The organism is Streptomyces sp. KL116D, assembly GCF_030766975.1.
GTDB lineage: Bacteria > Actinomycetota > Actinomycetes > Streptomycetales > Streptomycetaceae > Streptomyces > Streptomyces longispororuber_A.
In genome coordinates this window covers 166,520-192,864 of sequence record NZ_JASERH010000057.1, presented here as the reverse complement: position 1 = coordinate 192,864, position 26,345 = coordinate 166,520, and the positions used below count along the sequence as shown (strand labels likewise).

The window sequence follows — 26,345 nt, the reverse complement described above, 5'->3', positions numbered from 1 at the left end:
GGCTTGCGGTCAGCGCGTACCTGACGACGTGGTCCGGCCGTCGTACCGATCGGTGCCGCCCCCGGCCCGCCCGGCCTCATCGCAGAGTTCCGCGCCAGCCATCGGCCGATAGCCGCGAGCCGTCGCGTCAGCCGACCGACAGCAGGTCGACCACGAAGATCAGGGTCTCGCCCGGCTTGATCGCCGGAGACGGCGAGCGGTCGCCGTAGGCGAGGTGCGGCGGGATGACCAGCTTCCGGCGGCCGCCGACCTTCATGCCCCGTACGCCCATCTCCCAGCCCTTGATGACCTGCCTGCCGCCCACGGTGAAGTCGAGGGCCTGGCCGCGGTTCCACGAGGCGTCGAACTCCTCGCCGGTGGAGTGCGCCACCCCGACGTAGTTGACCGACACCGTGGAGCCCTTGACGGCCTCGTCCCCGTCCCCGACCACCACGTCCTCGATGTGCAGGTAGGGGGACGGCCGGCCCTGGGGGGTGTCGATCGTCGGTCGCTCAAGGGCCATGGCCCGCTCCTCGCTCTCGTCACCGGCCGATCTGGCGTCGGCCGGCTTGTCTGAGCGATCACTCTCCCACGCCGAGCTGCCGCATTCCGCCCTGCCTCGTCGGCCGCACGGGGCGGCGGGGCAGGCACCGCTCTCGTCCAGACCGGGCGGCATGTCGGTTTCTGCATGTTAACTGTCGTTGTAGACAACGATCTTGGGACATAGCGTTCTCGTCGCGGCCCGTCGATCCTGCCGGGCCGCCGAATCCCCGACCGAGGGACATCCCCCCATGTACCTGCTCCCCCCACGGAACAGAGACCTGTACACGAACATGCAACGGAGAAAACGAAGATGGCTACGCGCAGAGGGTTTATCGGCGGCGCTACGGGTGTCGGCGCGGCGACACTGATCGGCTACTCGGCCTCCCCGAGTGCCGCCGCGGACGCCGACGTCGCGGCGGTGACCCAGCGACAGGCCCGCGACTCCATGCTCGCCGTCAACGCCGGCATGCGGTCCAACTACGCCACCCTCAAAGCCGAGTTGATCAAGCACCTCGCCCCGGTGGTCGTCGTGCAGAACGACGCCAAGGGCGGCCGGTTCACCCTGGTGACCAAGAGCGGGCAGGAGTCCGCGAACCCCGTGTCGGAGACGTTCGAACTGGCGAAGTCCATCGCCCACGTCCCGCTCGGCATCTTCTCCGTGATCGCCTCCTACCTGGCCGACAAGATCCCGAACGTGCCGAACGCGGCCCGCATCGACCCGCACGACCTGGTCCTCGTGGCGTTCAACGACGACAGGTCGACCGCCTGGACCGACCCGCTGAAGGCCTACGCCACCACGCTGACCACGGCCCGCAGGAACCTCCCCGCCGCCGGGCTCCCGGCCGCGCTCACCACGTCCTGCACCAACATCCTCACCGCGGCCCTGAAGTTCATCGACACCGCCGTGTCCACCAAGACGTTCGACATGGCCTCCTTCGAGGCCTTCTCCGGCGGCGTCTACCCGGACATCCGCACCAACATGGAGCACGCCTCCCAGGCCCAGATCAGCGGCGTACAGGGGATCATGAAGACCTGGCGCGCCAAGGTCGGCGAGACCGCGTGGGCCGACCTGTACTGCGTGGTCCTGTCGCAGTGGACCACCAGCGTGCTCAACCAGAACACGATCATCATCAAGGACTGCATGAACGCGGCGAAGGTCGCCACCCACCTGATCGACCTGCCGGGCCTGGAGACGCCCGCCGACCCGATCTTCACCGCGCTCGACAACCTCGCGCGGATCGTCCAGGACAACATCGCCGCGGAGATGGTGTTCCCGAAGGACACGGTGGTCGCCGACGCCCTGAAGGGCCAGCAGGACCTCCTCTCCGACGAGATCCTCAACCAGCTCGGCACCACGAACACGGTCACCGCGCTGTCCGCCCCCAGCTACAACTCCCTGACTGCGGAAGGCGTGTGCCCCGTCCCGCACTAGGTGAGCCGCACGTCGCGGAGGCCACGCCCGACCAGTCGGGCGTGGCCTCCGCCAGGTCGTTGTCAGTGGGTGCTGGCATGGTGCGTGCATGACGGACAGTGAGAGCGCGCGCCTGACGCGGATCCTGAGCGGGTTGCCGGCGGCGGCCCGCGACTTGTTGACGGCTACGGACTGGCGGTCTCTGCGGCACGCCTACGGCTCGGGCGAGGACATACCCGTCTCCCTGTGCTCCCTCGTGGACGAGGATCCCGAGGTGCGGTCCGCGGCGTTGGCGGCGTTGGACATGGGCGTGCTGCACCAGGGCACGCTGTACACCGTCACCGCGCCCGCGGCCCTGTTCGTCGCCGCGATCCTCGACCATCCCGTCGGATCCGCCGAGCACGAGGGGCACTTCCCGTGGGACGACGGTCCGGCGCGCAGTCTGCGGGCCGCCCTGCTCGTCTGGCTGGGGCAGGTGGCCGATTCGGCCGGCTACGGGGAGGATCCGGCGCGCGACCGGACCGACTGGCAGTGGGAGCCCTGGCACGACGCGACGCGACGCGAGCACGACCCGGACATGGCCGCCGCACTGCACGCGTGCCGGGAGATACGCCCCACCCTGTACGAAGCCGTCGAGCCGTTCCTCATCTCCTCCGATCCACACGTCCGCGAGGCCGCGCTCGGCGCCGCAGTGCCACTCCTGTTCGCTCCGGAACTCGCCGACCGGGCGCCGCGGGCCGCCGCGCTGGTGCGGTCGCGGCTGCTCGCCGAGACGGGGCGACGGGACCGGGCGAGTGTGGCGCGGGCCCTCTGCGCTTGGGGGGATGACACCTCCGACCTGCTCACCGACCCTGACCCGGCCGTGCGGGTCTGCGCCGCGCTCGGTCCCACCCACACCGACCGGCCACGTGCTCTCGCCGTCCTCCTCGACGCCCTCCGGGACCCGCGGACGACGGACGGCTGGTTCCCCCGGCCGCTGCCCGGGCTCGACGGGTGGTTCCGGTTCACCGTGCTGCGCTCCGCGCTCAACCTGGCCGAAACGTACGAGGAGGTGGCCTCCGTGGCGCTCACCATCGTGACGGCGGGCGACGCCTCGATCGTCGACTTCGAACGCGGCCCGATCCTGCTCAGAGCCTTTGAAGACGGCTACGACCCGGCCCGCCTCACCCCCGCGCAACGCGCCCTGCTGCGGGCTTTCCTGGATACCGACGAGGCGACGGGCGGCATCGCCCGGAACATGTTGTGGTTCCGGGCTGCCGGGCTGCCGGAGAACCGGGAGGGCGTCGCCGCGCTGCTCTGACCTTGCCGGTCATCGCCCGCTCATCACCATTTTGAACGGTGGCGAGTCGGCGGGTTCGGTGTGTGCACTCACACCCGAGCTCACACCCTCGTTCATAGATAACCGTCTTGACAGGTTACGTGGAGAGAGGGAGGCTTAGGTGAGCGGTCCGGGAGACACGCGGACGCGATCCACGAAGTGGAGGACGGTCATGAACAAGGAAGCAGCCATCGACACCGCCGCGGCGGCGCGGCACGCGCGCTTCGGAAAGCTTCCCGAGCGCATTCGTCTCGAAGACACGACCCAAGGCGTTGACACCGGACTGGAAGCCAAGGTCGGCTCCCGGTACAACCCCGAGGGGCAGTGGCAGTACTACTCCTGCCTGGCCCTCGACCTCGGCCTGTGACGACGGGAGGACGGCGTCGTCCACAGACACGTGCTCATGGCAGCAGTCCTTTGGTGTCGTGCGCCGGAGCGGTCTCGCCTCGTTCGATCTCGGCCTTCTCCTGGGCGATCTCCCGTCCGAGGAAGTAGTTCAGCGCGGTCCGGATGGCCGCGATGGCCGCCATCTGGCCGATCTCGGCGAAACTCGGCGCGACCGTCGTGCGCAGCACGTCCCCCGCGAGCTGGAACTCCAGCCCCAGGACCAGGAACCGCCCCAGGCCCAGCCTGATCCGGTTGAAGTCCGCTGCCCGGTCGCGACTGCGCCCGGGCACACCCGCCCGGACGACCTGTGCGAACGCCCACACGGCACCGGTGAAGATGATCAGCGCACCCGCGGACTCGACCAGCCTGACCAGCAGACCGATCACATCGTGCAGGGTCGACTCGGGCAGAGCCTCCGCCAAGGGGGTCATTGGGGGAGGCTCTTCCTCGAACACCCAAGAGGCAAGGGCGAGTTCCCGCCCTCTGCTCGCCCCTGCTCGCCGTCGCGGGCCCGGCTATGCCGAGGCGAGGAAGTCCCGGACCGCTGCGGCGAAGCCGGCGGGATCGTTGGCGTACAGGAAGTGGTCCGTCGCCAGTTCGACGAGACGGGTGCCGGGCCGCCGGGCGGTCATCTGCGCCGCCTGCTCCGCCGGCAGCACCCCGCCTTCGGTCCCGCGGATCAGCAGTGCCGGACACGTGGATCCGGTCCAGTCGGCCCAGTGGTCGCCGTGGACCCGGTCCTCGGACTCGTAGATGTCCTTGGGGTGGAAGTGCAGGCCCCACGTGCCGTCCGGCCGTTCGCGAACGGCGGATGCGAGGAAGGGGGCGAACGGGCCGAGCTGCGCCACGAACTCCTCCCGGCTGGGGCAGGCGCCCTCCGGGAAGTTCAGGACGAACGCCAGCGGATTGCTGCCGTCCAGGCCCAGTTCGGCGCAGCCCTCGCCGTTGACCAGGGCGGTCACGCGCTCGGGGTGGCGGGCGGCGAACTGGTAGGCGTTGATCGCGCCGAGCGAGTGGCCGAGGAGGGCGGCGCGGTCGAGCCCGAGGTGGTCCATGAGGGCTTCCACGTCGGCGACGTAGCCCTCGCGGCTGTAGTCGGCCGCCCGGTCGGAGTCGCCGTGGCCTCGCTGGTCGGGGGCTATGACCCGCCAGTCCGGGGCGAGGCGGGCGGCGAGATCGGCGTAGGACATGCCCTCGGACATGTGCCCGTGCAGGGCGATCAGAGGGCGGCCAGGCCCGCCGAAGTCCACGTAGGACAGGGTGCGGCCGTCGATGGTGAGCGAGGAGCGCTTGGCGCTGTCGGTGTTCATGGATTCATCGTAGACATCATCTATACGGTTGTACAAGACGAGCGTATAAGACGGTCGTATAAATCTTGTAGAGTCGATGCGTGTACGGGGCGACAGGAGGGGGTGCCGTGGCCGGCCGGGGGTGTATGTGTGTGTGCGTCGCGGCGCACCGGGACGAGCCGGGGCTCTGCAAGGGCAAGGTGCGCGTGTTCGTGGTGATGGCCGTGCACGGGTCGAAGCTCGACGAACCCTTCGACGACGAGGACGTGTCGATCCCCATGTGCCGACCGTGCGGCGAGATCGCCGAGCGGCATCCACGCGCGCGGTCGGTCATCGAACTGCCCTGAGGCCCTGAGGCCCTGAAGCCCTGGCGCCCTGGGGAGTCCGAGCCGAACTCGGCTGCCACGAAGCCCCGCAGGTGACTGCTGGGGCTTCGCGTGGGTGGGCCGGTCGTCGGGTCGGCCGCGGCGGCGGCGCGCGGCGGCGAGCTTCGCGAGGAGGTCCCCGAGCGGGGCTTCTCGGCCACCCATTAGGATCCCGGCATGGCCCTGACCTTGAGTGACGTCGACCGGTTCGAGGCGGCGAGGTCCCGTCTCGAGGCCATCGCCTACCGCATGCTCGGCTCGGTGAGCGAGGCGGAGGACGCCGTGCAGGAGACCTATCTGCGCTGGCAGGCCGCCGACGTCGGACGCATCGAGGTGCCCGAGGCCTGGCTGACCAAGGTGCTCACCAACTTCTGCCTCAACCAGCTCACTTCGGCACGGGTGCGCCGAGAGACCTACGTCGGTCAGTGGTTGCCCGAACCGCTGCTCGAAGGCGACCCGATGCTGGGCCCCGCGGAGACGGCCGAGCAGCGGGAGTCCGTGTCGTACGCCGTGCTGGTGCTCCTGGAGCGGCTCTCGCCCAACGAGCGTGCGGTGTACGTGCTGCGCGAGGCGTTCGCGTACTCCCACCGGGAGATCGCCGAGATCCTCGACCTCAGCGAGGCGGCCAGCCAGCAGACGTTCCATCGCGCGAAGAAGCACGTGGCGCAGGGCAGGGCGCAGGCGGCTTCCGGCGGGGCGCGGGCCGGGATCGACGAGGCGGCCGCGCGGCGCGTCGTCGAGGAGTTCCTCGCGGCCGCGACCAGCGGCGAGACCGAGCCGCTGATCAAGCTGCTCACCTCGGACGCCATCGCGGTCGGCGACGGCGGCGGGAAGGTGCCGGCCCGGGCCAGTGCCTTCGAGGGGGCTCTGGCGGTGGCGAAGTTCCTGCGGGGGATGTTCAAGCCGGGCCAGGCCAAGCGCGATCTGGTCGGCGGCTCGCCCGACCTCTACGCCACCACCGCCAACGGCGGCCCCGCGCTCGTCGCGGTGGTCGACGGCCGGGTCTTCGGCATCATGTGCCTGGAGCGGACGCCGGAGGGCATCGTCGCGGTCCGCAGCCAGGTCAACCCGGACAAGCTGGAGCGCGCGACCGCGCGCTGGGCTGCGGGCGATTTCGGTACTCCTGTCGTGTCCGGAGCCCTCTGAACTGTAATGTGACGCAGGTCACACTCCTCTCCTGTCAGGAATCGGCGGGCTGCCCGGTTCAAGGGGCGTGACCGGGCCAGAAGGCGCCGGACCCGCGCAGACAGGAGCAGGACAATGCAGAACCGCATCATCGTCATCGGCGCCGGCTACTCCGGAGCGATCGCGGCGGGCCGGCTCGCCAAGCGGCTGCGCCGCGAGGACGTCGCCATCACCCTCGTCAACGCCGAACCCGACTTCGTCGAGCGGGTCCGGTTGCACCAGCTGGCCGTGGGCCAGGAGCTGACGCCGCGCCCGCTGAGCGAGATGTTCGCGGGCACGGGGGTCGAGCTGAAGCTCGCGACGGTCACGGCGATCGACGTGGACCGCAAGACCGTCGCCGTGCAGGGCGCCGACGGCCCGGCGGAACTGCCGTACGACACCCTCGTCCACGCCCTCGGCAGCACCGGGAACGCGGGCGGCGTCCCGGGCGTCGCCGAGCACGCCCACCAGATCGCGAGCCGCCCCGGCGCGCTCCGGCTGCGCGAGCGCCTGGGCCGGCTGGCCGAGGGCGAGACGGTCCTCGTCGTGGGAGGCGGCCTGACCGGCCTGGAGTTCGCCACGGAGGTGGCCGAGACCCGCCCGGACCTCGACGTCGTCCTCGCCGCACGCGGCGAACTGGGCGACTGGCTCTCCCCGAAGGGCCGCGCGCACCTGCGCAAGGTCCTCGACGGGCTCGGCGTCACCGTGCACGAGCACATGGCGGTGACCGGCGTCGAGGCGGACCGGGTCACGACCGCGGACGGCCGGACCGTCCCGGCTGCCGTCACCGTCTGGACCACCGGCTTCGCGGCCCACCCGCTGAACCGGGCCACCAGCCTCGAACTCGCGGACACCGGCCGGGTCGTGGTCGACGAGACGATGCGCTCGGTCTCCCACCCGGACGTGTACGCGATCGGCGACGCCGGTCACGCCCTGGGCGCAGGCGACAAGCCGCTGCGCATGTCCTGCGCCTCGGGCACGCCCATGGCCTGGCAGGCCGCCGACTCCATCGCGGCCCGGCTGACCGGTGGCAAGCTGCCGACCGCCCACCTGAAGTACTTCAACCAGTGCATCTCGCTCGGCCGCAAGGAGGGACTGATCCAGTTCGTCACCGCCGACGACCGCGCCGTGGACCGCGCGCTGACGGGCCGCTTCGCCGCCCGCTACAAGGAGTTGGTCTGCAAGGGCGCGGCCTGGGGCGTCGCCCACCCGACGATGGGCGTGCCGGTCCGACGGCGCCGGGCGGCGGCCGACCGGGCGGCAGCGCAGGAGACGACGCGGGTGGCGGCCTGAAGCGGCAGGCCAGGGCCCGGTCGTCGGCCACCGGGGCAGCGCTCGTGGGGCTGCCCCGGCCGCGTGGGCAACGGGGCGAGCCGTCGTCCGGACGTCGTCAGCCCCGCCTGCGTCGCACCCAGCCGGCACCGAGGACGACGACGGCGATCACCGACAACAGGATCGCGCCCAGCACGAGTGTCGCCCCGGCGGAAACCGCGAGCATCACCCACCATGAGCCGTCGTCGGATTCCACGGCACCCCTCCCGCACCCCATCCCATCCACTCATCCACTGATCATCCCCGTGCCGAACAGGACGTTGACGAGGGGGAGTTGGTTCTCAGTGCGGGAGCGGTCGCCCGGGAGCGGTAGTCGGGGAGCGGTAGCCGGGGGAGCAGGAGTAGGGGCAGGAGCCGGAAGTCGCTGGTGTCGAGGCGCCCTTCCTTGACACACGTGTGCAACTGGCGGAAGGTAATCACCAGTCTGAAAGGTGATTACCCGTGATGTGTGTTTCTTTGTGCACGCATCCCCGTGGGGCGAGAGGAGCGTTGTGATCAGCAGACGTAGGGTGACGCAGGCCATCACGATGGCGGCGGGCGCGGCGGGGCTCTCCGTGGCGGGCCAGGCCTCGGCCCGGGCGCAGGGTGCGACGCCGGTGTCCTCGGGCGGTGGGTCCGCGACGTGGGAGCGGCGGGGGCTGGGGCCCGTGCGCCACGTGCGTACCGACGTCCTGGACATCGCGTACCACGACGTCGGGCCGGCGCACGGCGTGCCGGTGATCCTCCTGCACGGCTGGCCCTTCAGCCCGGCTGGTTCCTACGCCGAGGTGGCACCGGCCCTCGCCGCGCGCGGATACCGCTGCTACATCCCCTATCTGCGCGGCCACGGGGAGACGTCCTTCCTCCGCGACGACATCTTCCGATCCGGTGAACAGGCCGCCCTGGGTGCCGATGTGATCGCCTTCATGGACGCGCTGCACATCCGCAGGGCGCTCTACGCCGGATACGACTGGGGTGGCCGGGCCGCCGACGTGGCCGCGGCGCTCTGGCCGGACCGCTGCTCGGGCCTGGTGTCCGTGAACGGCTACCTGATCCAGAACCTGGCGGTCGCCGACGAGCCGCTGACGCCCTCGGTCGAGTCCGGTTACTGGTACTTCTTCTACTTCCTCACCGAGCGGGGCCGGAAGGGGCTGACCCGCGACAGGGAGGACCTGGCCCGTGTCGTGTGGCAGCGCAACTCGCCCGAATGGCGTTTCACCGAGGCGGAGTTCGCGCAGGCCGCGCAGTTGTGGACCAACCCCGACTACGTGGACGTCGTGATCCACAGCTACCGCCACCGGATGGGCGCCGCGCCCGGCGCCCCGCGCTACGCGGAACTGGAGCGGCGGCTCCTCGGCCAGCCGAAGATCCCGGTCCCCAGCGTCACGCTGGACGGCAAGGCCGACGGCGTCACACCCTGGACCGATGGCAGCGGCTACGCGGCGCACTTCGCCGGACCCTGGGTGCACCACGTGGTTCCGGGGGCCGGTCACAACCTTCCGCAGGAGCGCCCCGAGGCGTTCGTCTCCGCGGTCCTGGAGGTCGACAAGCTGAGCTGAACCCCGCCGGGTGTGGGCCGGTGAGCGAGGGCAGGGCCGCCGAGGTGTTTCACCTCGGCGGCCCTGCCGCTGTTCGTGGCTCTTGGCCTGACTCCTCTTCATAACCAATTTGATTGGTGACGCTCTTGCCGTGGTGCGCGTCACCTGTCAGAGTGGTTACTCACCGAACAGGGAGGCAGCGTCATGCGCAGCAGCAATCCGATCTTCACCCGACGTGGGTTCGGCCGGAGCGGCCGTCCGGCCGGGCCCGCGGCCGAGCGGCTCCAGCCGGTGGGCGCCGCCGGTGTCGGTGCCGCCGCCCCCGATCCGTCCGGCGTCCCGCTGACCAACCCCTACGCCCGGTCCGCCGATGCGCCGCTCGTGCCCGACGCTCGGCGCGCGGGCGCGACGATGACGATCGACGACGTCGTGGTCCGCACCGCCGCGACGCTCGGCACGGTGGTGCTGACGGCCGCGCTCTCGTGGGTCCTGCTGCCCGTCGACGCCGTCGGCGTCGGACGCGCCTTCGGGATCGGCACCGGCGCCGCCCTCGTCGCGTTCGTGCTGTCCATGGTCCAGACGTTCCGGCGCACGCCCGCCCCGGCGCTGATCCTGGGCTACGCGGCCTTCGAAGGCGTCTTCCTCGGGGTCATCTCCAGCGCCACGTCCACCTACATCGCACCGGGTGTCGTCGTCCAGGCCGTCCTGGGCACGATGGCCGTGTTCGCCGGTGTGCTGATCGCCTACAAGCGGCGCTGGATACGTGTCACCCGGCGCTTCCAGGGCTTCGTGCTCGGCGCGGCCACCGGATTCCTCCTGCTGATGGCGGTCGACCTGCTGTTCTCCGCGTTCGGCGCGGGTGACGGCCTCGGCTTCGACAGCGGTGCCACCGGCGTGCTGTTCGGCATCGCCGGCATCGTGCTCGGCGCGTGCTTCCTGGCTCTCGACTTCCAGCAGGTCGAGGACGGCATCGCCTACGGCGCCCCGCGGGAGGACTCGTGGTTCGCGGCCTTCGGCCTCACCGTCACCCTGGTGTGGATCTACCTCGAAGCGCTCCGGCTGCTGTCGATCCTGCGAGGCGACGACTGACGGCCGACGGGAACCGACAGGGACGGTACGTCCGAGTGCCGGAGCGGAGAGGGCAGGTCGTGAGCACCGTGCTGACGGAAGCCGAACGTGCTGAGGACGCGGCGCTGACCCGGGCGGCGCAGAGAGGCGAAGTGGCCGCTCTCGCCCGGCTGTTGGAGCGCCACCGGCCCGGCATGCGGGCCGTCGCGGTGAGCGTGCTGGGGCCGGGCCCCGATGCGGACGACGTGATGCAGGAGGCGGCCCTGGTGGCGCTGCGCCGCATCGGTGACGTACGCGATCCGGCGGCCGTGGGTCCGTGGCTGCGGATGGTGGTGCGCAACGCCGGGCGCGCCGTCCTGCGCGAGGCGCGGCGGACCGAGCCGGTCGCCGAGGTCCCCGTGCCGCCCATGGCGCCCGGGTCGGTGACACCGGAGCAGGTGCTCGACCGGCACGCCCTGCGGGACTGGATCTGGGAGGCCGTCGAAGGACTGTCCCCGGCGCTGCGACTGCCGTTCGTCCTGCGCTACTTCTCCCTGCGCCTCACCTCCTACCAGCAGATCGCCCGGGCCTGCGCGATACCGGTCGGAACCGTCCGCAGCCGGCTCAGCCAGGCGCGGGCGCAACTCGCCCGCACGCTGCGGGCCACCGCCGACGACGCCCACGAGGAGACCCGCGTACGGACCGGAGCCTCCTGGGCGGAGGCGCGGGAGACGCTGGCCGCCGCGGAGCGGGGCGAGTTCGCGAGCGTGGTCGCCGACCGCTATGCGCGCGACGTCGTCCTGCGCGCCGGGGGCGAGGTGCTCGGCGGCAGGACGCTGCTGCTCGCCGGCATGGACGGCGACCTGGCCGCCGGAGTGCGGCAGCGCCCGGTCCACGTGATCGCCGGGCGCTCCCTGGTCGTGTGGGAGATGGACCTCGTCAACCCGTCCGACGCGCCCGACCACTGCCCGCCCGGTGTCGCCTGGATCATGACCCTCGACCAGGGCCGGGTCGACAGCCTGACCCTGTGTCACACGCCGCGGCCTCGCTCCGGTGATGCCGAGGCCTCGGACGAACCCCACGTCTGACCCCCACCACCCGTACGCACATGTGTCCTCACCCGTTCACACATGGGCCGGAGCATGCCCCGAGCGCAACACACCTTAGAGTTGCGCCATGACCAACCGCAAAGGCCTCGTCCTCGACTTCGGCGGCGTGCTGACCACACCGCTCGTCCCCGCCGCGCTCGCCTTCGAGAAACGGGAGGGACTGCCCGAGGGCGCCCTGATCAACGCGCTCTATCTGGATGAGGAGATGAGCCGGCGGACCGCGGAACTGGAGCGGGGCGCGATCACCCAGACCCGGTGGAACGCCGAGGCCGCGGAGCGGCTCGGGGTGTCCGCCGACAACCTGATGGGCCGCATCTTCGCGGACCTGCGCCCGGAGCCGTCGGTAATCGCCGCGGCGGCCGCAGCCCGGCGGGCCGGGGTCAAGGTCGGCATCCTCTCGAACTCGGTCGGCACCGGGCCCTGGGACCTCTACGCCGGTCACGAACTGGAGCGCCGCTACGACGCCGTCGTGATCTCCGAGCAGCACGGTCTGCGCAAGCCGCAGCCGCAGATCTTCGAGCTCGTCCTCCGCATGCTCGAACTCCCCGCCGAACAGTGCGTGTTCGTCGACGACAGCGAGCAGTACCTGGCGCCCGCCGCGGAGCTGGGCCTGCTCACCGTGCACGCGAAGGAGCCCCGCCGGACCATCGCGGAGATGGAGGCGGCGCTCGGCATCCCCCTGACGACGGAGACGGCCGGCTGACCGGACGGCAGAGGCGGCCTGCCCTGAGCACGTGTGCGGGTGAGGGGGGAAGGTTCTTTCCCAGGCAGAAACCTGTCTCTTTTCCCTCCTGGGATCCGGAGCGATCGTAGAGGTGTTCCCGGCCAACGGGCCGACTCCACGGATTCCTTGAGGAGACCTTCATGTCCCAGTCCAGCGTCACCTTCGACAGCGTCACTTTCGACAGCGCCGGCATCCGGATCGCCGCGCACCTGTACCTCCCCGACACCCCGGCCGCCGGCCCCCGCCCGGCGCTGGTGGTCGGTCACCCCGGCACCAGCGTGAAGGAGCAGACCTCCGGCATCTACGCGCGCCGGATGGCGGAGCGCGGCTACGTCACGCTCGCCTTCGACGCGGCCCACCAGGGCGAGTCCGGCGGGCTGCCGCGCGGTCTGGAGGACCCCGCCCAGCGGGTGGAGGACTTCAAGGCCGCCGTCTCCTACCTGGCCACCCGCGACGACGTGGTGGACCCCGAGCGCATCGCCCTCCTCGGCATCTGCGCCTCCGGCGGCTACTCGCTGTCCGCCGGAGGCGCGGACCGGCGGGTCAAGGCCGTCGCCACCGTCAGCGGGGTGGACGTCGCCCGCCAGTTCCGTCTCGGCGCCGACGGCACCCAGGACCCGGCCGTCTTCCGCACCCTGCTCGACGCCGCCGCCCAGGCCCGCACCGCCGCGGCCCGCGGCGAGGACGCCGGAGTCATGACCATGTTCCCCGAGACCGCCGAACAGGCCGGGGAACTCGGCGGCCGGCACGGCGTCGAGGGCTTCGAGTACTACTGCACGCCGCGCGGCGAGCACGAGCGCTCGGCCAAGTTCCTCGCCTGGGAGAGCATCGACAAGCTCGCCTTCTTCGACGCGTTCCACGCCGTCCCGCTGATCGGCCCCCGCCCTCTGCTGCAGGTGGTCGGCTCCCGCGCCGTCACCTCCTGGATGGCCGTCGACGTCCACCAGCGGGCCACCGGCCCCAAGGAGCTCCACTGGATCGAGGGCGCCAGCCACGTCGACCTCTACGACCGCAAGGAGTACGTCGACCTCGCCGTCGACAAGCTCGCCGACTTCTACGCCACACACCTCGGCACCGCCCGTTGACCCTGACGTAGGGTGTGAGGTGCCCCGGGGCGGAGCAGGGGAGAGCGACACGTCGGCAGAAGCGCGGCACACGTGTCTCCGTGCGGACAGGTGAACCGTGACCCTTCGGAGGAGCCCCGTGTACGTTCTGGTCCCCGACGACCCCGTGTTCTTCGCGAAGTTCCAGAGCCTGGAGGAACCGATCCTCCGCCGGCTCTACCTCCTGCACGGCACGGGGCCGGAGACCGACGACGAGCGGACCGTCGCCGCCGCCTACGACAGCTGGGTGCAGATCCTGCTCAGACTGCCGCTGTGGTCCCGGTGGCAGACCGGGGACACGGCCACCGGAGCGGCCCCCGGCGCAGGGACAGGACACCTGCTGCACGGGCCGCGCGGCGACCTGCTGACCAGCCTGTACCCGATCGAGGTCACCGGTGCCGAGCTGGCGCAACTCAACGCCTGCCTCGGCCTGTTCGGCCGGCGCGAGGGCACGGCACGGGACGCGGCGGCGGGCGGCACGGACGCCGGGGCCGCCGCCGCACCGCCGGACCACGAGGAGACCACCGACTCCTTCCGGCGGATCATGGCGGTGCTGTCCCTTCCACCACCACCGCTGCTCCTGGGCCTCCTGCTCCCGCCCCGGGGCGGGGCCGGCGCCACGACCGTCACGCTGCGGGCCGAGCAGGAGACGGCGTACCGCGCGTACTGCGAGGCGATCGTGACGATCCTCAGCGCGGGCGACACCTTCGCCTACCGCAGCCACCGGGCCATGTACCTCTGACGTTCCCGGCCGCCACCTGCGCGCCCACCGCGCCCACGGCTAGGCTCCGGCCCCCGTCTCGGAGACGAAGCGGGACACGGCCCGGTCGAACAGCTCCGGTTCCTCGAGGTGCCCGAAGTGCCCGCTGCGCTCCAGGACCAACAGCCGTGAGTCCGGGATGAGTTCGTGCAGTTCCTTGCTCCAGCGCACCCCGCAGATCACGTCGTGCCGTCCGCCGACCACCAGCGCCGGGACCTCCAGCCCCTTGAGCGCCACGCGGTCGTCGACGACGTCGGGGCGGAGGTGCTCGTCCAGACCGGAGACGAACACCGCGCGCACGGCGTCACGGAAGGGCGCCCAGAGTTCCTCGTCGTCCCAGTAGTCGGCGATGTACGCGGGCAGGACGCCGCGCGCCACCGCGGTGGTCTCCTCGTCGCTGGAGATGCGGGACATGGCGTGGAAGGCGGCGAGTACGTCGGGCAGGCCGGGGTGACCGGCGTGGTCGGCGGCGAACTTCTCCACCATGCGGCCGGCCTCCGCGCCGTGCTCGGGGCCGGTGACGGGCGCGCCCGCGTACAGCACGACACCGGCGAGACGCCCGGCCCGGTGGACGGCGTGGTGGGCGGCGACGAAAGCGCCGTGCGAGTGGCCCAACAGGTACACCTTGGGCACGCCCAGCCGGTTGATCAGGTGCTCCAGGAAACGGCTGTACCGCTCGCGGGTGTAGCCGTGCGGGTGCGAGGGCAGCCGGCTCTCGGCGCCGGTCCCGATCGGTTCCACGTAGACCATGGTCAGGTGCTGTTCGAGCAGCGGCATGCGCAGGTAGTCCCAGAGGATGCCGGGCCCGCCGGGGTGGACCAGGCACACCGGGCCGGTGCCGTGGACGTGGTAGCGCTGGGTGATGCCGCCCACGGTGAGGGCGTGCGTGCCGGGGGAGAGCGGTCCCGTCGGGGCGTCCGAACTCCCGGACGGGCGGGGGGTGTTCGCGGTGGTGCTCATGGTGGCTCCGTTCGCAGCAGAGGCGGAGGACGGTGATGACATCGACACGATGCTGCGAGCACGCCGAAGTTCGGTTCTGCCGCTGTGATCCGCGCCACGCCTGCCGGTGCGCCTGCCTGTCACGGGCCCGTGTGCTGTCCGCCCGGTGACAGGAGGTCGACCGTGGACCGCAGATGTTGGAGCGGTGCGGCACAGTCCTGGAGGAGCGCCTCCAGGTGACGGAGCTCCCCGTCGCGCGGGAGCAGGGCCGTGTGCTCGTACGCCGTCGTCACGACGTGGTCCGCCAGCGCGGCGGCCCGTGCGATCCGGTCCGGCAGGGGACCGCGGGCGGCGAGCGGGATCAGCCGCCCGATGCCGGGGCCGTTGTACAGGTCCGCGGTGAACCCGAGCCGCTCGTGGTGCAGCAGCGTCGCCAGGCCGGCGGCCATGGTGTTCGGCTGCGGAGCCGGGGCCGGGGCCGTCGTGCGGGACGAGTACGCCGGGTGCGTGGCCAGCGCCGACAGCTCGCGCGTCAGTCGCCGGGCCGCGCCCAGGGCGATGCCCGCGACCGCCGTCCAGACGAAGGGGGTGTGGTCGCGGTGGAGTGCTCGGCCGCCGGAGTACGTGGCGCGTCCGGCCGGTACGTAGAAGCCGTCCAGCCGGACGGGCGCGTCCTGCGCGAGCGGGGTGGCGGCGCGGTCGCGGAGTGCGGCGCCGGCCGGTGCGGGCAGGGCCGCGGACGGGACGACGTAGAGGTCGAGGAGGCGGTCGCCCGTTCCGATCCCGGCGTCGGGCGGCTGTCGCGGCGAGGACGCCGGGAGGACCAGCCACGGCCCGCTGCCTGCCGTCCGCGGTGCCTGCCAGCTGCCGGAGAGCGAGAATCCGCCCGGCACCGGCCGGACGGCCGGAGCGCTTCCCGCGCGGGTCGTCGGCACGGCGTGCGGGAGCGTCGCGGCCCAGTTCCACCGGGCGGTGAACGACGACCAGGCTTCCCCGGGGGCCGCGTGTCCGCGGAGTTCGTGTTCCGCGAAGACCCGGGCCAGGTCGGAGCCGGGCCCGTCCGGTGGCGGCGCACCCAGCGGATCGTCCCGGCCGCTGGCCACGGGCCGCCCGGCCGGCGCCGGAAGGTTCCCTTGTCGGTCCTCGTGCATCGGCCTTTTCCGGTGGGGGGTCTCGCCGACAGCGCGGCCGTGCGACGGCTTGCGTAGATGCGTACGGCGGTGGACCCGCCGGGGTGGTACGGGGGAACTCGCACCCCGGCGGGCGACTTGGGGAGCCGGGCGGGCGCCCGGTCGGACGGCCACCGCCGTGGCTATGTGGCGATGACACACTCGCGCAGCAGGAAACCTCTCAAGGGGGTGAACTGGCTGCCTGATGGAGGCATCAACGAACACGTGTCTCACATTACGCCACATGGCGTCAGGCCGTCCACACCCAGAGGAGGGCGGTCGCAGGTATGTGTGAACACGTAGGATCGGTGGACACCTGTGTCGAGACCGCTGTCCATCCCTTCTCTTCCCATCACATCCCATCCCTTCCCGTTCGGACACGGCAGGAGACAGGAGAGCGGAGGTCGGACATGAGCGTCGCCGGAAACGGTGCCGGGCCGGAGTGCTTCCCCCTGGCCGAGGACCTGAAGCGCCTCATGGGCAGCGAGGCCCACGCGTCGGACGTGCGGGCCGTGGTGGAGCGGGCGGCCCGGATGCTGCGCGAGGTCTATCCGCAGGTGCTGGCGAGCGCCCTCGACGGGACGGCCGTCGGAGCGGGCGGGCTGGAAGCCCTCCGCCACGACGCCGACCGCCCGGTCGTCCAACTCCCCGACGGCGGCGACCGCCTGGCCGTCCGGCCGCCAGGCGATGGCGACCCGGTAGTCCGTCTTCCCGACGATGCCGACCGCCTGGCCGTCCAACTCCCCGACGGCGGCGACCGCCTGGCCGTCCATCTTCCCGACAGTGGCGGCCCGGTCTCCGACCCCGCGCCCGTCGCGGGACCCGCGGAGCGCCCCACGGTTCTCTCCGGGGGCCTGTCCGCGGAATCTCTGCCGGGCCATCTCGACCAGGCGGCCCGCCTCTTCGGCAAGATGCGGGCCGATCTGGCCGGGAAGTTCCTGGCCGAGGCTCACACCCTGCTGTGGCAGCGCAACGTCGAGCTGCCGCCGCTGCCCGGCGGCTCCGGCCGCGCCGACCCGGCGGTCCTGGAGACCGTGCGGGACGCCGTGGCCTGGACGCTGTACTCGGCGACGAAGGACAAGGCGGACCGGCTCGTCACGGCAGCCCGGTCCGTCCTCGACATCGCGGCGCCCGGTCCGACGGGCATCGGCGGCGCCCCCCGCGCCGGTGCCGGGTCCACCAGTACCCCCGGCACGGGTGCCGCCTCCGCCTCGGGCACTGTAGGCACCGCGCCCGCCGCGCCTCGGCCCACGGCACCGGACGGCTCCGGTCGCGGCGCGATGCGCACGATCCTCCGGCGGGGCACCGACGGCCGGGGCGTGGCCGGGTGGCTGCGCAACGAGGGCGCCCCGCAACGTGAGACGGAGCTCAGTGCCAAGTACGGGATACGCATCGGCCCGACGCCCGGGGACGCGGCGCCACAGCACTTCAGCCACTCGACGCTCGCCCGGATCGACCAGGTGCTGGCCAAACTGCCGCCCGAGCACGTCCGGGACAACCCGCACCTGCTGGCGATCGAGTTCCCCGGCCCCGAACACAGCGGCGCGGCCAGCGAGTACGACGACACCACCCGGTCCGTGCACATCGCGCTGCCGCTCCACCTGCCGTCCTGGATCGTCACCGAGCTCAACAGGAAGAGCGGCTGGCAGCGTTGGGTGATGGACCAGGCGGCGCGTGCGGACTACCAGGGCGACGGCCTCCTGGACGACCTCTCGCTCGGCCGGCTCACCGACGCGCGGCACGTGATGGGCGGCGTCTCGGACACGCTCGCACAGAACAATTTCATGAAGTGGTCGCTCACGCACGAGATCGGCCATTCCGTCGACGAACAGGTCAACTGGCAGGCCGAGCGCAGCGACGAGCCCCGCTTCGGCGGCTGGCGGCACCACGGGAGGAACACCGTTCCCGTGGCCCTGGCCGTCCTCGGCAAGGCCGGGATCGGCGACACGCACTACGGCACGCAGAGCACGGACGGCCGACGGACCCTGCTGGAAGTCGTGGTGGACGCGCTCGACCCGGAGGCGGCCCGCAGTGATCCGGGCCGGTTGACCCATCTGCGGGACGAATTCCCCGGCCTGCCGGAGGAGTTGAAGCGCGGGCTCGACGAGATCGGCCGCTTCGCACGGATGGCCGTCGCCCAGCCCTGGACGTTCAACGACGGCGGCGGGGACGTGCTCCGCGTCGGCCCGCGCGCCTACCACGTCGACCACTACGGCGACTGGGTCAGCTACCTGCACGCCGAGCGCGAGAACCACGCCCTGTCCAACTACCAGTTCTCCAGCCCCAAGGAGTGGTTCGCCGAGACCTACGCGGCGTACTACGGGGCGAGTGACGCCGCCCGCGCCCGGCTCAACCCGGAGGTGCGCTCCTTCTTCGCCGACGAACTGCCCACGCTCGTCAGGCCGTTGACGGACCCGGGAGCGGGGCCGTCCGGCCACCACCACGACGACGTACCGCCGGTGTCCGGACCGGCGGCGGGCTCGCCGGCGCGGCACGCGGCACCGCCGCAGACGGCGGGGGAGCCGTCCACGCCACCGTCCACGCCTCCGTCCACGCCAACGGCCCCGAGCCGGTCCGAGGGGCAGCCCGCCGGGCACGCCGGACCGGCAACGGCCGGAGCCGCCGCGGACCCGCATCTCGCCGGATGGGCCCGCACCCACAACTGGACCCTCGACCACGCACGTCGGCTCCACGACGACGCCGCCCGCCTGATCGCCCCGATCGACGGCCACCGCCCCGCCGCGGCACAGGCGGCGGGCGGCGAACACCACATGCGGGCCACGCGGGTGGCCACCGCCGTCGCCGCGGCCCGCGCCGACGTCGACGCGGGCGGCAGCCGCGGCAAGAGGCCCGAGCACGCACCGGCCGACGCCGCCGACCACGCGGCCCGCGACGGACGGGACACCCTGATCGTCTCGCGACTGGAGGACGTCTCCCGGGCGTTCACCGAGGGCGGGGTGGGGCGGCGCTTCGACGACGCCGTCCGCGCGGCCCAGGACGTCATGCCGGACCTGCGCCGCGACGACCTCCTCTTCCTGCACGAACACCACGCCCCGGCCCAGCGGCAGGAGGCAGGCGGCCTCACCGTCCCCGGCCTGACCGAAACGCTCCGGGCCGGCCTCGACCTCGCGCGCCCCGCGGGCCCGCACCGCGACGCGGCGACCGCCGCCGGACGCCTGGGCCCCGACCTCTTCGGCGTACGCACCACCCCACAACCACCCGAATTCCTCCGGGACTTCGACTTCTCGCAGCTCGACAGCGCGCACCGCGAGCCCTTCTTCGCCGCCGTGGACCTGGCGCGGAACGGCACGCCGACGGCGAGCGAACTGGCGCGGCTGCCGCGCAACGCCGACAGCGTGGTCCACTCCCTCGCCACCTGGGTCCCGGCGGACTCACGGCCGGGCTTCAAGAGGCTGGCGATACCGAAGCTGCTCCACTCGATCTGGCTCGGCGGCCCGCTGCGCGACGAAGGCGCGATGGGCGAATTCCGCGCCCACATGGCGGAGGGGAAGAACCTCAACCCCGACGTCACGTTCGTCCTGTGGACGGACGTGACGCGCGCCGAGGCCGACGCGGCCCGCAACCTCCCCGCCGGCCCCGGCCAGGGGCGCCTGTTCGACGTGCGGGACATGCTGGAGTGGGCCCGGCGCGACGACATCCGGCTGGTCAACGTCGACGAGGTGTTCTCCTCGGCGTCCCCCATGCGCCTGCCCGCCCTCTACGCGACCGAAGCCGCCCGGCACACCGGCGGCGGATACGCCGCCGCGAGCGACATCCTGCGCGTCGAGGCGCTGTACCGCTTCGGCGGCGTGTACTCCGACGGCGACAACCAGGTGCACCAGGGTCTCGTGACGGCCATCGGCAGCACGCTCAAGAAGGCCGGCGGGTTCGCGATCGGCCGGTACATGGGACGGTCGACGAACGCCGCGCTGATCGGGGCCGCCCGCCACCCGGCCCTCGCCGGCTACAGCGACGTGATCCTGACCAACTACACACGGAGCCCGTACCAGAACGTGCACGCCAGCGCCCTCTACATGAGCGGCGGCGACCACATCGACGTGGCGGACGACGTGCGGTCGCTGGGCACCGTCCTGGGCGCGGGCGACAGCGACATCCGCAGGCGGGTGCTGAACCGCACCGGCCCGAGCCCCGCCGTGTTCGCGCCGCTCCGGCACGCCCAGCACATGGCGCGGGACGTGCACCCGGACGTCCCCTGGGACGTCTTCGCGATCAACTCCGGGAAGTCGTGGCTGGAGGGGGAGAAGGAGAAGGGGAAGGGGCCTTCCGGAGGGGCACCCGGAGCTGCTTCCCGCCCGGCGCTGACGCCCGGGGAGTCGGCGGACGTGGCCCGGTCCGTCGCCGCGTCCCTCCTGTACGACCTGCACGACCAGCCGGGAAACCTGAACCTGGCCCACTACGACTCCGTGGTCGCCCGCACCTCGGACCCGGACACCGTGTGGACGGCGATCCTCAAGGTGCTGGCCGAGATCCCCGGCGTACGCGACAAGGTGACCTCGGTGACCCTGTCCCGGCAGGACAGCCCGTCGGGCCCCGTACGCGCAGTGGAACTCCCCACCGCGGCGCGGGAGTTGCTGGATCTGGGCGGAAGTCTGGACCATGAGGCGGGCCAGGGCGTCAGCGCGGCGCGGCTCCTCGATCCCGCCACCGTCGGGCACCCCTGGGCCGGGCACGCCCTGCTGGACGGTGTCGCGCGGGCCACGGCGACCCTGGACGGCCTCGACGAGGCCCGGCGGCACGACCTCTTCCGGGAGGCCGGCCGGATCATGGCCAACCGCCACCGCGAACCACCGATCATCCGCGCCGACGTCACCCCCGGATCTCCCGAGGCGCACTACCTCGCCCTGCACGACGACATGGCGACGCTGATCGCCGAACGTCTGCACACCGACCCGGGCGCCGGCCTGCCGGACCACCAGCGCCCGGCCCGGCTCCTGTCCGAACAGCTCCGGGAGACGTTCCAGACCCATGCGACGGGAGGCGCGGCGGGCGGCGGCATCCGCGACCTCTTCACCCGGAAGAAGACGCCCTCGGACGCGCCCGCCGCCACCACGGCCACGCAACCGGAGGCGCACGCCACCCCGCTCCCGTCCAGGGACGTCCGCGACTGGCCCGCCCAGGTCGAGGTCACGTGGCGCGCGGGGCAGAACGGCGGCGTGTACGTCGTGGACGCCGGACCGGCCGGCCGCGCCGTCGTGAAGTTCCACGAGGACGCCGCGCCCAGCCGGTACGCGGACGGCTTCATCCGTACGGTGACCGGGGTGCACGTCCCCGAGTCCCAGGTGTACTCCCGGGGCTCGGACGCCGCGCGCAGACTCGTGACGACGATCGCGCAGCACGTACCGGACTGGGGCGAGCACGCCGACGGCCTCGCGGACCGGTACCGGCACGTCACCGTGTCCGAGTTCGCCGAGGGCGTCCCCATCGACATGCTCGGCGTCCATCAGCGCCGCGAACTGCTCGACAACCCGGAAGCGCTGCGCCAGTTGGGCTCGCTGATGCTGGTGACCGACGTCCTCGTCGGCACCACGGACCGGCTCGGCATCGGCCTGACCGGACACTTCGTCAACTGGGGCAACGTTCTCTACGACGACCGGAGCCGGCGGATCGTGACGATCGACAACGACACCACGCTGCTGCGGCCGGGGTTCGACGCGGTGGCCCACGCCGAGGCGGTGGAACATCGCTGGGCCGACGGTTTCGAACGGCTCGCGGACTTCCTCTACAGCCATCGTCCCGGGCTCTCCACCGGGATGCCCGACGGCGAGTTCCGCGACAGCGTGGGGCACGCGATCGAACAGGGCGCACTGGACGCCCGCGGCCGGATCGGCGGCCTCTTCGCGGAACACGGACCGGGTCTCCTGCGGGACCAGACCGCTGTGTTCCCGCAGCGGTCGGCCCCCGACGCCGTCGCCATCGGCGCGCTCGCCGACTGGGCCGGGTACCGGTGGGGGGCGGGTTCGGCCGAGATGAGCGGACCGGCGGCGCTCGACCACCTGCGCGCGGCGGTCACGTCGGGCTCCGCCGGACCATCGGGTACGTCGGGTACGTCGGGTACGTCGAGCTCCAACGCTCCGTCGGGCATGGCCGGGACGTCGCCGCTCGTCATGCGCGTGGACGTGCAGAGCCCGGACACGGGGAACGCCCTGCGGCAGGTGCTGCACGGTCGGCTGGACCAACTGGAGCCGGGCAGCGCCGAGTTCGAGCGCGTCCAGCGGGTCCTCGACTCGTGGGAGCCCGGCCCAGACACCGGGGAATCTGGTGCTGTCCGGGACACCCGGGTGTCGCCGCCGCACACTGCGCCGTCCCACGGAGCGCGCGGGCAGCATCCGTGGCGGCCGCCGGTCCCCGCGCCGGGAACGCGCCTGAGCGTGGACGTGGTGCGTCATCCCCAGTGGTTCGCGATGGAGAAGCTGACCGGCCTCGACCCGGAGGACATGTCGCGGATCGTTGACCTCGACCTGACGGACGGGTCGCGGCTCTCCACCGACGTACGGGATGCCGTCCGCCAGGCCGCCGTCAGCATCCGGGAACACATCCGCGACACCCCCGGGGTGGGGCTGGCCAACGCCGACCTCCTCATCACCACACCCCCCGGCGGCCACGTCGTGTGGGGGCAGGTGGCCCAGGCACTGGCGGACGACCTGTCCCACCGGATCAAGCTGGTGTTGGGCGGCGAGACGGGGCCCGTCATCGAGGTCTGCCCCTGACCGGGTGGGTGGCCGGCCCCTAGCCGGGCGGGCAGATCTTCACCAGCAGGCGGCCGTCCGTGTCCCGCACGACCGGAACGCTCTGACCGAGCGTCCCGGCCACGTGCTGCGTCACCTCCAGCACCTTGGTCAGCTGAGCCCCGTCCGTGGGGGCGGTGAAGCGGATCTCGTGCCCGAGGGGCCCTGTGGGAATACCGAGTTGGGTTCTGACCGCCTGCACGGCCGTCTCCGCCAGAGCCCCGGCCAGCTCCGGGGTGAGGTCGATGTCCAGGGCGCCTTCGGGGAGCAGGTCCGCCAGCACGACCTGGTGAGGCGCGGACGCCCCGCCGTCCGCGGCGACGTGCGCCGTCCCGCTCTCCGCCCCGGTGGGGGCGGCGACCTGCGAACTCCCGTGAACCTCCGTCGGCGGGGCGGCATGGGCGAACAGGCTCTGGCCCAGCTCGGGTGACCGGACGATCGGGGCCTGGTGCGGCAGGCTCTCGACCCAGCCCTGGGGACCGTCCGTCACGAGCCTGCCGTCACCGTTCACGTGCAGGGCGCCGTCCGGTGCGAGGACCGGCGCACCGGTGTGATCGGCGATGCGCTGCGCGAGCGACGGGCCTCCGTGGGGGCCGGGCGCGGCGGCGCCGGGCGTCGGCAGGACCACGAGGTCGCCCGGCCTCCACCCGGTGTGCGCGGGAAGCCAGTTCGGCAGGTCGGCGAGCGGTACCTGATGCGCCCCCAGGTGCAGTGCGTCGCCCGCGGGGCCCGGCTCGGCGAACAGGAGCAGGGGCCCCTCGCCCTTCCCGGCGACACCCGGAAGAGCCGACGCCGCGGTGGCCTGCCCGGTGAGCGGACCGTGCCGGACGACCTGAGCGGTCACCAGGTCCAGGGCGCGGGTGTAGCCGGTGCCGATGGGACCGCTCTGCGGACGGGGGACGAGTGGCGCCGCGCCCGCCGGGTCCGCGTTCGGCTGTACCTGGTGCCACCGCACGCTCAGGATCGCCGCGGCCTGCGTCGTAGCCCGGGCGAGGGTGTCCGGGGGCAGTGCCGCGTCACCGATGGTGGCCCGCGCCGCGTCGATGTCGAGCCGGTCCGGCTGTGGGGTGGTGGCGGGCCTGGTGGTGGACGGTGCCGCGTCGCCCTTCGGGGGCGCGGCGGCTGCCGACGGGGTCAGGTCTGCGTCGGGCCGGTGGCCAGTTCCTCCGCCGGGCTCGGGCCCGATCTCTCCACCGGCCCCGCGCCCGTTCCCGCCACCGGGCTCGGGCACGGTCGTCGCCCCTGAGGAACGGCCGGGCGCGGAGCCGGAGTTGGTGTCGCCCTCGCCGCGGGACGCGGTGACGGCGGCCGGGGCGGCCGCTCCGCTCCGCGGGCTCTCGTGCGGCGAGGGCCGCGGTTCCTCGTGGATCACCTGCGTGACCGTGCCGGACCCCTGGTTCACCGTCGTCCCGTATCCGGAGCCGGAGCCGGAGCCGGAGCCGCCCGGCCTGGAGCCGCCCCCACCGTCACCGGACGCGTGCGCCCCGATGTCGTCCAAGGTCGCCGGGCGCCGATAGCCCACATCCGTACGAAGAGGCACCCCCCTGCCCGGCGATGGACCCGCGCCGATGGGCGGGACGTTGACGGTGACGGGCTGGTTGTCGGAGGGGCTGATGCGAGGGCGGGGCGGGGCGCCGAGGGTGTTGCCGGTACCGGGGAATGAGTCGGGTGTGGCGGCTTTGCTCGTGGTGGGCGGGATGTTGACGGTGGTGGGTTGTTGGTCGGAGGGGTTGGTGCGGGCTCCCGGTGGGGCGTCGAGGGTGTTGCCGGTGCCGGGGAAGAGGGTGTCGGGTTTGTTGGTGAGGGTGGAGAGGTCGGCGGGGTGGTCGTAGCCGGGGCCGGTGCGGCGTGGGGGGTTCGGGGGTGCGGGGGTGGCGGGCTTGCCGCCCGTCGGTGGGATGTTGACGGTGGTGGGTTGCTGGTCCGAGGGGTTGGTGCGGGCGCCGGGCGGGGTGTCGAGGGTGTTGCCCTTGCCGGGGAAGGGGTTGCCGGGCTCGGTGGTCTTGCTCCCGGTGGGCGGGATGTTGACCGTGGTGGCCTGCTGGTCCGAGGGGTTGGTGCGGACCCCCGGGGCGGCGTCCAGGGTGTTGCCGGTGCCGGTGCCGGTGCCGGTGCCGGTGCCGGGGAAGGGAGTGTCGGGTGTGGGGACCTTGCTGCCCACGGGTGGGATGTTGACGGTGGTGGGCTGGTTGTCGGACGGGTTGGTGCGGGCGCCGGGTGGGGCGTCGAGGGTGTTGCCCTTGCCGGGGAAGGACTTGTTCGGCTGACCGTCGGGGGTGGTGGCCCCGGGGGCGGCGGCCCCGGGCGTCGTCGGTGTCGGGCCGGTGGTGGCCGAGGTGTGCGTCGGTGCGGGGTGTGCGGGCTGTGCGGGCTGTGCGGGGGTGGCCGTTGACGGAGGGGCGGTCGGTGGTGCCTCGGTCGGACGGGCGGACACGGGTGGCCGTGGGGCGGCGCCGGGTGTCGCGGGTGCAGAGGCCGAGGGCCCCGTCTCGGTGGGCGTGGCCGACGCCGCGGTCGGCGCGTGCGCCGGATCGAGCTGCGTGGGGCCGCCCTGGATCTTGGCTCCGGTGGATGACCGGGTCGGCCCGTACGGCGGGAGCGCCAGTGCCTTGGAGAGGAAGTCCGGCAGCGGCACCTTCGTCTCGGTGACGGGCAGGACCACGGACTGTTTCGGGGTGTTCGTGGGCGCGGCCGAGCCGGTCGGCGTCAGCTTCGGCACGGGCGACGATTCGGCGGCTGAGACCGACCGTTTCGGATGGGGTGTCCAGTGGTCGCCGACGGCCGACTCCTGCGCGCCGAGCACGATGCTGATCGCCTCGTCCTGCCAGTCCACGCCGTGGAACTTCTCACCCGCGGCCGCGTCGGCCATCAGCTGCGTGACGACGTCGAGCCCGAGGTTCACGGCCGCGCCGACCACGGCGTTCGACACGAACGTCCCCACCGCCCCCGTCTTCGCCAGGGCGGCCGCGAGTCTGGCGAACCAGGGCACCATGTTCGCCAGAATGTTGCGGACCGCGGTGAGCAACGCCCCGATCAGGGGCCCGAGTTCGAGCAGCAACCCGCCCAGGGCAAGGCCGAAGATGTTGGCCAGCGCCGCGACCAGCCGCTGTTTGTTGATCTCGTGGATCGTCTTCTGCAGCTCCTCGGCGTACACGTGCAGCGACTCGCCGATCTTCCACGCCGCGTCCGCCGACGTACTGAGGGACGAGAACACCCCCCGGTCCCCGTCGTGCCAGGCCGACCGGGCCGCCGTCCCCGCCGCGCCCGTCCACCCCACGGCGTTGATGGCGCCGTCCATGGCCCGGGCCCGCTCGTACAGGGCGTCGCCGATGGCGATCCAGTCGTTGCCCAACCTCACGACGGGAGCCACGTCGAACTGGACCATGGTGGAGGACCTTTCAGGATCGGTGCGCGGCCGGGCACGTCGGCCCGGCCGCGACGGC

At 72.5% G+C, this 26,345-nt stretch carries 20 protein-coding genes; 13 read left to right on the top strand and 7 right to left on the bottom strand.

Translation table 11 applies throughout. The features are described 5' to 3' along the window. Window positions 1–127: 127 nt before the first annotated feature. Window positions 128–502 carry an FKBP-type peptidyl-prolyl cis-trans isomerase gene (locus tag RBJ77_RS22965; RefSeq protein ID WP_372346750.1) on the bottom strand — a complete coding sequence of 125 codons (375 nt, stop codon included), beginning with the start codon at window positions 500–502 and terminating at the stop codon, window positions 128–130. Between the two features lie 330 nt (window positions 503–832). Here RBJ77_RS22965 and RBJ77_RS22960 point away from each other — a divergent pair, with 330 nt between their 5' ends. From RBJ77_RS22960 to RBJ77_RS22950, 3 genes are all read left to right on the top strand, one after another. Beyond that, window positions 833–1,954 (top strand): hypothetical protein, encoded by a 1,122-nt coding sequence (locus RBJ77_RS22960; RefSeq protein WP_372346749.1) that lies wholly within the window; start codon window positions 833–835, stop codon window positions 1,952–1,954. Between the two features lie 88 nt (window positions 1,955–2,042). Next, window positions 2,043–3,233, top strand: a complete 1,191-nt coding sequence (locus RBJ77_RS22955; RefSeq protein WP_372346748.1) for a HEAT repeat domain-containing protein — start codon at window positions 2,043–2,045, stop codon at window positions 3,231–3,233. Between the two features lie 190 nt (window positions 3,234–3,423). Further along, window positions 3,424–3,618, top strand: a complete 195-nt coding sequence (locus RBJ77_RS22950; protein ID WP_372346747.1) for a hypothetical protein — start codon at window positions 3,424–3,426, stop codon at window positions 3,616–3,618. Window positions 3,619–3,652: 34 nt separating this feature from the next. Here the strand turns inward: RBJ77_RS22950 and RBJ77_RS22945 are convergent, their stop codons facing one another. Beyond that, window positions 3,653–4,069, bottom strand: coding sequence for a DUF1622 domain-containing protein (locus RBJ77_RS22945; protein ID WP_372346746.1), 417 nt, complete (start codon window positions 4,067–4,069; stop codon window positions 3,653–3,655). Between the two features lie 84 nt (window positions 4,070–4,153). Next, window positions 4,154–4,948, bottom strand: a complete 795-nt coding sequence (locus RBJ77_RS22940; protein ID WP_372346745.1) for an alpha/beta fold hydrolase — start codon at window positions 4,946–4,948, stop codon at window positions 4,154–4,156. 107 nt (window positions 4,949–5,055) lie between these two features. Here RBJ77_RS22940 and RBJ77_RS22935 point away from each other — a divergent pair, with 107 nt between their 5' ends. The 3 genes from RBJ77_RS22935 (at window position 5,056) to RBJ77_RS22925 (ending at window position 7,749) form a co-directional block, all read left to right on the top strand. Continuing rightward, complete coding sequence (locus RBJ77_RS22935; protein ID WP_372346744.1) at window positions 5,056–5,274, top strand: hypothetical protein; 219 nt, start codon at window positions 5,056–5,058, stop codon at window positions 5,272–5,274. A gap of 195 nt (window positions 5,275–5,469) precedes the next feature. Further along, on the top strand, window positions 5,470–6,438 hold the full coding sequence (gene sigJ, locus RBJ77_RS22930) for an RNA polymerase sigma factor SigJ (RefSeq protein WP_372346743.1): 969 nt from the start codon (window positions 5,470–5,472) through the stop codon (window positions 6,436–6,438). A 114-nt stretch (window positions 6,439–6,552) separates the two neighbouring features. Then, the gene (locus RBJ77_RS22925; RefSeq protein ID WP_372346742.1) at window positions 6,553–7,749 is read left to right on the top strand and encodes an NAD(P)/FAD-dependent oxidoreductase; all 1,197 of its coding nucleotides are present in this window, start codon (window positions 6,553–6,555) and stop codon (window positions 7,747–7,749) included. Between the two features lie 97 nt (window positions 7,750–7,846). Here the strand turns inward: RBJ77_RS22925 and RBJ77_RS22920 are convergent, their stop codons facing one another. Next, on the bottom strand, window positions 7,847–7,984 hold the full coding sequence (locus tag RBJ77_RS22920; RefSeq protein WP_372346741.1) for a hypothetical protein: 138 nt from the start codon (window positions 7,982–7,984) through the stop codon (window positions 7,847–7,849). 295 nt (window positions 7,985–8,279) lie between these two features. On the opposite strand from RBJ77_RS22920, the gene RBJ77_RS22915 reads away from it, so the two are divergent. From RBJ77_RS22915 to RBJ77_RS22890, 6 genes are all read left to right on the top strand, one after another. After that, window positions 8,280–9,326 carry an alpha/beta fold hydrolase gene (locus RBJ77_RS22915; protein ID WP_372346740.1) on the top strand — a complete coding sequence of 349 codons (1,047 nt, stop codon included), beginning with the start codon at window positions 8,280–8,282 and terminating at the stop codon, window positions 9,324–9,326. Between the two features lie 183 nt (window positions 9,327–9,509). Further along, complete coding sequence (locus RBJ77_RS22910; protein ID WP_372346739.1) at window positions 9,510–10,394, top strand: Bax inhibitor-1/YccA family protein; 885 nt, start codon at window positions 9,510–9,512, stop codon at window positions 10,392–10,394. A gap of 59 nt (window positions 10,395–10,453) precedes the next feature. Next, window positions 10,454–11,440, top strand: coding sequence for an RNA polymerase sigma factor (locus tag RBJ77_RS22905; protein WP_372346738.1), 987 nt, complete (start codon window positions 10,454–10,456; stop codon window positions 11,438–11,440). Window positions 11,441–11,528: 88 nt separating this feature from the next. Then, complete coding sequence (locus RBJ77_RS22900) at window positions 11,529–12,164, top strand: HAD-IA family hydrolase (protein ID WP_372346737.1); 636 nt, start codon at window positions 11,529–11,531, stop codon at window positions 12,162–12,164. A 161-nt stretch (window positions 12,165–12,325) separates the two neighbouring features. Further along, on the top strand, window positions 12,326–13,270 hold the full coding sequence (locus RBJ77_RS22895; RefSeq protein WP_372346736.1) for an alpha/beta hydrolase: 945 nt from the start codon (window positions 12,326–12,328) through the stop codon (window positions 13,268–13,270). A 118-nt stretch (window positions 13,271–13,388) separates the two neighbouring features. Next, on the top strand, window positions 13,389–14,030 hold the full coding sequence (locus RBJ77_RS22890; RefSeq protein ID WP_372346735.1) for a hypothetical protein: 642 nt from the start codon (window positions 13,389–13,391) through the stop codon (window positions 14,028–14,030). Window positions 14,031–14,069: 39 nt separating this feature from the next. Here RBJ77_RS22890 and RBJ77_RS22885 read toward each other — a convergent pair whose 3' ends face one another. Beyond that, complete coding sequence (locus tag RBJ77_RS22885; RefSeq protein WP_372346734.1) at window positions 14,070–15,008, bottom strand: alpha/beta fold hydrolase; 939 nt, start codon at window positions 15,006–15,008, stop codon at window positions 14,070–14,072. Window positions 15,009–15,127: 119 nt separating this feature from the next. Beyond that, the gene (locus tag RBJ77_RS22880; RefSeq protein ID WP_372346733.1) at window positions 15,128–16,138 is read right to left on the bottom strand and encodes a hypothetical protein; all 1,011 of its coding nucleotides are present in this window, start codon (window positions 16,136–16,138) and stop codon (window positions 15,128–15,130) included. A 428-nt stretch (window positions 16,139–16,566) separates the two neighbouring features. On the opposite strand from RBJ77_RS22880, the gene RBJ77_RS22875 reads away from it, so the two are divergent. Next, window positions 16,567–22,884: a hypothetical protein gene (locus RBJ77_RS22875; protein WP_372346732.1), complete on the top strand. Its 6,318-nt coding sequence runs from the start codon at window positions 16,567–16,569 to the stop codon at window positions 22,882–22,884. A gap of 19 nt (window positions 22,885–22,903) precedes the next feature. On the opposite strand, the gene RBJ77_RS22870 is transcribed toward RBJ77_RS22875, so the two are convergent. After that, window positions 22,904–26,287 carry a hypothetical protein gene (locus tag RBJ77_RS22870; RefSeq protein WP_372346731.1) on the bottom strand — a complete coding sequence of 1,128 codons (3,384 nt, stop codon included), beginning with the start codon at window positions 26,285–26,287 and terminating at the stop codon, window positions 22,904–22,906. Window positions 26,288–26,345: the final 58 nt, after the last annotated feature.

Bases quoted from the DNA above. Each gene is read 5' to 3' on its own strand.
- RBJ77_RS22875 (WP_372346732.1), top strand. From the start codon at position 16,567: ATGAGCGTCGCCGGAAACGGTGCCGGGCCGGAGTGCTTCCCCCTGGCC.
- RBJ77_RS22885 (WP_372346734.1), bottom strand. From the start codon at position 15,008: ATGAGCACCACCGCGAACACCCCCCGCCCGTCCGGGAGTTCGGACGCC.
- RBJ77_RS22910 (WP_372346739.1), top strand. From the start codon at position 9,510: ATGCGCAGCAGCAATCCGATCTTCACCCGACGTGGGTTCGGCCGGAGC.
- RBJ77_RS22925 (WP_372346742.1), top strand. From the start codon at position 6,553: ATGCAGAACCGCATCATCGTCATCGGCGCCGGCTACTCCGGAGCGATC.
- RBJ77_RS22870 (WP_372346731.1), bottom strand. From the start codon at position 26,287: ATGGTCCAGTTCGACGTGGCTCCCGTCGTGAGGTTGGGCAACGACTGG.
- RBJ77_RS22945 (WP_372346746.1), bottom strand. From the start codon at position 4,069: ATGACCCCCTTGGCGGAGGCTCTGCCCGAGTCGACCCTGCACGATGTG.
- RBJ77_RS22965 (WP_372346750.1), bottom strand. From the start codon at position 502: ATGGCCCTTGAGCGACCGACGATCGACACCCCCCAGGGCCGGCCGTCC.
- RBJ77_RS22955 (WP_372346748.1), top strand. From the start codon at position 2,043: ATGACGGACAGTGAGAGCGCGCGCCTGACGCGGATCCTGAGCGGGTTG.
- RBJ77_RS22880 (WP_372346733.1), bottom strand. From the start codon at position 16,138: ATGCACGAGGACCGACAAGGGAACCTTCCGGCGCCGGCCGGGCGGCCC.
- RBJ77_RS22895 (WP_372346736.1), top strand. From the start codon at position 12,326: ATGTCCCAGTCCAGCGTCACCTTCGACAGCGTCACTTTCGACAGCGCC.
- RBJ77_RS22940 (WP_372346745.1), bottom strand. From the start codon at position 4,948: ATGAACACCGACAGCGCCAAGCGCTCCTCGCTCACCATCGACGGCCGC.
- RBJ77_RS22950 (WP_372346747.1), top strand. From the start codon at position 3,424: ATGAACAAGGAAGCAGCCATCGACACCGCCGCGGCGGCGCGGCACGCG.
- RBJ77_RS22900 (WP_372346737.1), top strand. From the start codon at position 11,529: ATGACCAACCGCAAAGGCCTCGTCCTCGACTTCGGCGGCGTGCTGACC.
- sigJ (WP_372346743.1), top strand. From the start codon at position 5,470: ATGGCCCTGACCTTGAGTGACGTCGACCGGTTCGAGGCGGCGAGGTCC.
- RBJ77_RS22960 (WP_372346749.1), top strand. From the start codon at position 833: ATGGCTACGCGCAGAGGGTTTATCGGCGGCGCTACGGGTGTCGGCGCG.